This window comes from Sneathiella sp. (assembly GCF_041689005.1).
Taxonomy (GTDB): Bacteria; Pseudomonadota; Alphaproteobacteria; order Sneathiellales; family Sneathiellaceae; genus Sneathiella.
The window spans coordinates 1-3,852 of sequence record NZ_JBDNHC010000101.1; the positions used below are offsets into that span (position 1 = coordinate 1).

Annotated in this window: 3 protein-coding genes and 1 pseudogene; 3 read left to right on the top strand and 1 reads right to left on the bottom strand. The window is 55.3% G+C overall.

Annotated elements, in window-relative coordinates; translation table 11 throughout:
- Positions 1-241: 2Fe-2S iron-sulfur cluster-binding protein (locus ACESNI_RS11985; protein WP_373087006.1), on the bottom strand; the 241-nt coding region annotated here is incomplete at its 3' end.
- A gap of 98 nt (positions 242-339) precedes the next feature.
- On the opposite strand from ACESNI_RS11985, the gene ACESNI_RS11990 reads away from it, so the two are divergent.
- From ACESNI_RS11990 to ACESNI_RS12000, 3 genes and pseudogenes are all read left to right on the top strand, one after another.
- Positions 340-2,751 (top strand): CaiB/BaiF CoA transferase family protein, encoded by a 2,412-nt coding sequence (locus tag ACESNI_RS11990; protein ID WP_373087009.1) that lies wholly within the window; start codon positions 340-342, stop codon positions 2,749-2,751.
- 2 nt (positions 2,752-2,753) lie between these two features.
- Positions 2,754-3,152 carry a Zn-ribbon domain-containing OB-fold protein gene (locus ACESNI_RS11995; protein WP_373087011.1) on the top strand — a complete coding sequence of 133 codons (399 nt, stop codon included), beginning with the start codon at positions 2,754-2,756 and terminating at the stop codon, positions 3,150-3,152.
- A pseudogene (locus ACESNI_RS12000) lies at positions 3,152-3,852 on the top strand (lipid-transfer protein); the annotation flags it as partial. The gene ACESNI_RS11995 and the pseudogene ACESNI_RS12000, both read left to right, overlap by 1 nt.

Here is a 3,852-nt window from a genome sequence, read left to right on the forward strand (position 1 = left end):
AGCCTTCATCTTCGGTGCGTTCTCCACATTTTTGGAACCAATCATCGCGCAAATAGATATGACAAGTACCGCAGGACGCCGCGCCGCCGCAGTTGGCTTCTACCAGGCCTTCGTCTCGGAGTGGCTCCATAAGGACATCACCCGCATTTCCCGAAAGACTATGTTGTTTTCCATCCAGATCAAAAACGGTTATTTTCGGCATGATAATTCCCTGACTTTGCGTCGATACTGGTTGACTCATCGGCTGAATAACGTATTTCAGAACAACGTTCGGAAAGTCCTAGCTGCACAATTTCAATATGGCAAGATGGACATCCAACGGCAACAAAAGGATGGATGATGGCTGGCGTATTGGATGGATTGAAAGTTCTTGACCTGAGCTGGGGCATCGCGGGGCCGATGACCGGGATGTTGCTTGCCGACCAAGGCGCCGACGTCACACGCATCGAACGACCAGAAGGCGATCCTTTTGGTAATCTGCTCGGATATAAGGTCTGGCACCGTGGCAAGAAAAATGCGGTTTTCAATCTGAAGGAAGATGCGGACAAATCCCTGTTCCTGAAACTTGCGGCGGATGCCGATATCGTCATCGAAAGCTTCTCTCCCGGTGTCACTGATCGCCTTGGTATCGATTATGAAGCATTGGCAAAGATAAACCCGAAACTCGTTTATTGCTCGATCACGGGTTATGGCGAGGGAGGCGAAAATCGCGATCTGCCCGGCTATGATGCGCTGGTCGCTGCGAAAACCGGACTGCAATATGAACAGCGTGGCTGGCCGGAAGGTTCGCTCTACCATATGGCGGGCAAGGAAGATCCCTTTGCCGGTGCCCTCGATATCGATCCTGACTGGGTACAGGGTGCCAATCGCGACGGGCCGCTGTTTGTGGCATCCCCATGGCCCAGTCTCGGCGCGTTTTTCTCGGCAATTACCGGTATTTCTGCGGCGCTATTTGCGCGGGAGAAGACCGGACGCGGACAGAAGGTCTCGACATCGCTGCATCAGGGCGCTTTGGCCTGTGCAAGCGGTGTTTGGCAACGGGCCGATGACCCGGATGCGGAAGGGTACAACACCTGGATCATGGGTAGCGCCAGCCCCAAAGGGCATTTCCAATGCAAGGACGGCAAGTGGATTCACAACTGGGTGCCAAACCCGCGCTTCATACTGGAGGCTTCCAAAGGCGATAAGCTGAACTCGTCGCCTGATCTGACGGTGCAAAATGACCCCGACCGTTTTGGCATTGGTCCCGAAGAAATACTGGTGATGGCGCATTATCAGCCGATCCTGGCTGAGGCGATCAAGAAATTTAACGCGGATGAATGGGTGAAAGCCGCCGCCGTTGGCAGCGTGACGATGCAGGAAGCGCGTTCGCTGGAAGAATCACTAACTGATCCGCTGCTGATTGATGATGGCTGTGTGACCACGGTTGATGATCCCGAACTGGGGCCGATTAATCAGGTTGGTCTGACCTACTCGCTGGCTAATAACCCGGGCGTCATACAGGGTCCGACCCGGCCGACCGGATCGGATACTGACGCGGTAAAGGCCAATGCCGCAACTCTTCCCGCGCCGCAGGAACATTCGCTGCCCGCCAAGGCAACCGGGGATGGTCCTCTAAAGGGTATTCGCGTGCTTGATCTCGGTCTCGCGATTGCCGGTCCGTTCGGTTGTCAGTTGCTTGCCGATATGGGTGCGGAAGTGATCAAGATAAACACGCTCTGGGACGGCTATTGGCACCGCACGCATATCGCCTATATGGCCAATCGTGGTAAACGCTCGGTTGCGCTAATGCTCAAGCATCCCAAGGGTATGGAGGCGCTGAAGAAGCTAATCGCGACCTGCGATGTCATCCAGCATAATATGCGCTACCCGGCGGTCGAACGACTGGGGCTTGATTATAACAGTTTGAAGGAAGAATTCCCGCAGCTCATCTATTGCCACAGCCGCGGCTTTGAAAAAGGGCCGCGGATGAACTTGCCCGGCAATGATCAGACCGGTGCCTGTCTCTCCGGCATCCAGCACGAGGATGGAGCGCTGCATACCGGTGCAGGATTTCCCTTTTGGTCGCTCACGTCGCTTGGTGACACCGGCAACGGTTTCCTCTCCGCTTCGGCCATTTGTAACGCGCTGATGGAGCGTGAAAAAACCGGCAAGGGACAATTTGTCGATACATCGATTGTCAACGCCGGCTTGCTGAACACAAGCTATGCGGTGGCAAAGCCCGACGGCAGTGCGGTGGATCGTCCTCGGCTCGACAAGGATCAGACCGGCTACAGCGATCATTACCGGCTTTATCGCTGTTCCGATGACGTCTGGATTCAGGTTGCTGCGGTTAACGATGCACAGAAGGCTGCTTTTGATGATGTTGCCAAAGATGGTGATTTCTCAAGTGCCACCGCCGCCAAATGGCTAGCAAGACTGAGCGAGGTCGGCGTTCCTGCCGCGATATCCGATGCCAGGGCCTCGCTCGGCCTGTTTGATGATGAGTCGATGAAGCAACGAGGTTGGACGCTGGAATATCAACACCCCTATGTGGGCAAGCTGGAGCAGATTGGCGCAACCTATTCTTTGTCGGACACCCCGACGTTAAAACAGACACCGCCGTTGATCGTTGGTGATAACAGCGCCTCCTTGCTGGCCGAAATCGGCTATAGCGAGGACGACATCGATGCGATGGCCAAGGACTTTGCGATCCTATGCGAGCCGCCTCGGGAGGGACAGGAGGCGATGAAAAGCCCGTGGGGGATATGAACATGCGTCCAGACCCGATCCAGCGCATAGATACGGCATTCTTCTGGGAGGCCTGTGAACGCGGCGAATTCCTCGCGCAGAAATGTGAAAAATGTGACGTTTTATGGCATCCGCCGCGGCCGATTTGTCCGACTTGTCATTCCATTGAGAAAACCACCCAGAAACTATCCGGCAAAGGCAAGTTGCTAAGCTGGGTGCGGCAAGTAACGCCCGCTGCATTCGGCTTTCCCGAATCGCCGGTTGCAGCATTGATTGAACTCGAAGAAGGCATTCGGCTGGTCAGCAATTTGGAGGACGTTGCGGTTGAGGATATCATAATCGGGATGGCTGTGATGGTTGATTTCGCCCAGACATCGGGCGGCAAGGCTGTGCCAATATTCCGCGCGGCGGAGGCAAGCTGATGGTGGATAGTTCAAGACAGGCGGCCATTGTCGGTATCGGCCAGACCGAATTTTCGAAAAATAGCGGACGATCGGAGCAACAACTGGCGGCGGAAGCCATATTGCTGGCCTGTCAGGATGCCGGGATTGATCCGTCAGATATCGACGGGATGACCACGTTCAGCCTCGACCATAGCGACGAAGTCGACGTGATGCGTTCGCTCGGTTGCAAGGAAATCAATTATACCACACGGCTGCCGCAGGGCGGGGCATCGTCGGTTGCGACTATTGTCCACGCGAAAAATGCGGTTGAGTCCGGCATGTGCGATGTGTTCGTCATCTGGCGCGCGATGAACGAACGGTCGCAATATCGTTTCGGCCAACCGGCGATGACGATCAGTCCGGATGCGCATAGCTCGACCTTTCTGGAATGGTGCTTTCCGTTCGGTGCCCAGACACCAGCGGCTTGGGAGGCTTTGTCCTGCGGGCCATATCTCGATAAATTCGGTGTTACTTCCGAAGACTTGGGTCGCATCGCCGTGTTGATGCGCAAACATGCCGCGACCAATCCCGATGCATGGTTCTACGAGAAACCGATTACACTCGAAGATCATCAGGCCAGCCGATGGATCATCGAACCGTGGTTGCATCTGCTCGATTGTTGTCAGGAATCGGACGGCGGCGTGGCGTTGGTGATTACGCGAATGGACAAGGCGCGCGA

Excerpts from the sequence above, each read along its gene's own strand:
- ACESNI_RS11990 (WP_373087009.1), top strand. The coding sequence starts at position 340 with ATGGCTGGCGTATTGGATGGATTGAAAGTTCTTGACCTGAGCTGGGGC.
- ACESNI_RS11995 (WP_373087011.1), top strand. The coding sequence starts at position 2,754 with ATGCGTCCAGACCCGATCCAGCGCATAGATACGGCATTCTTCTGGGAG.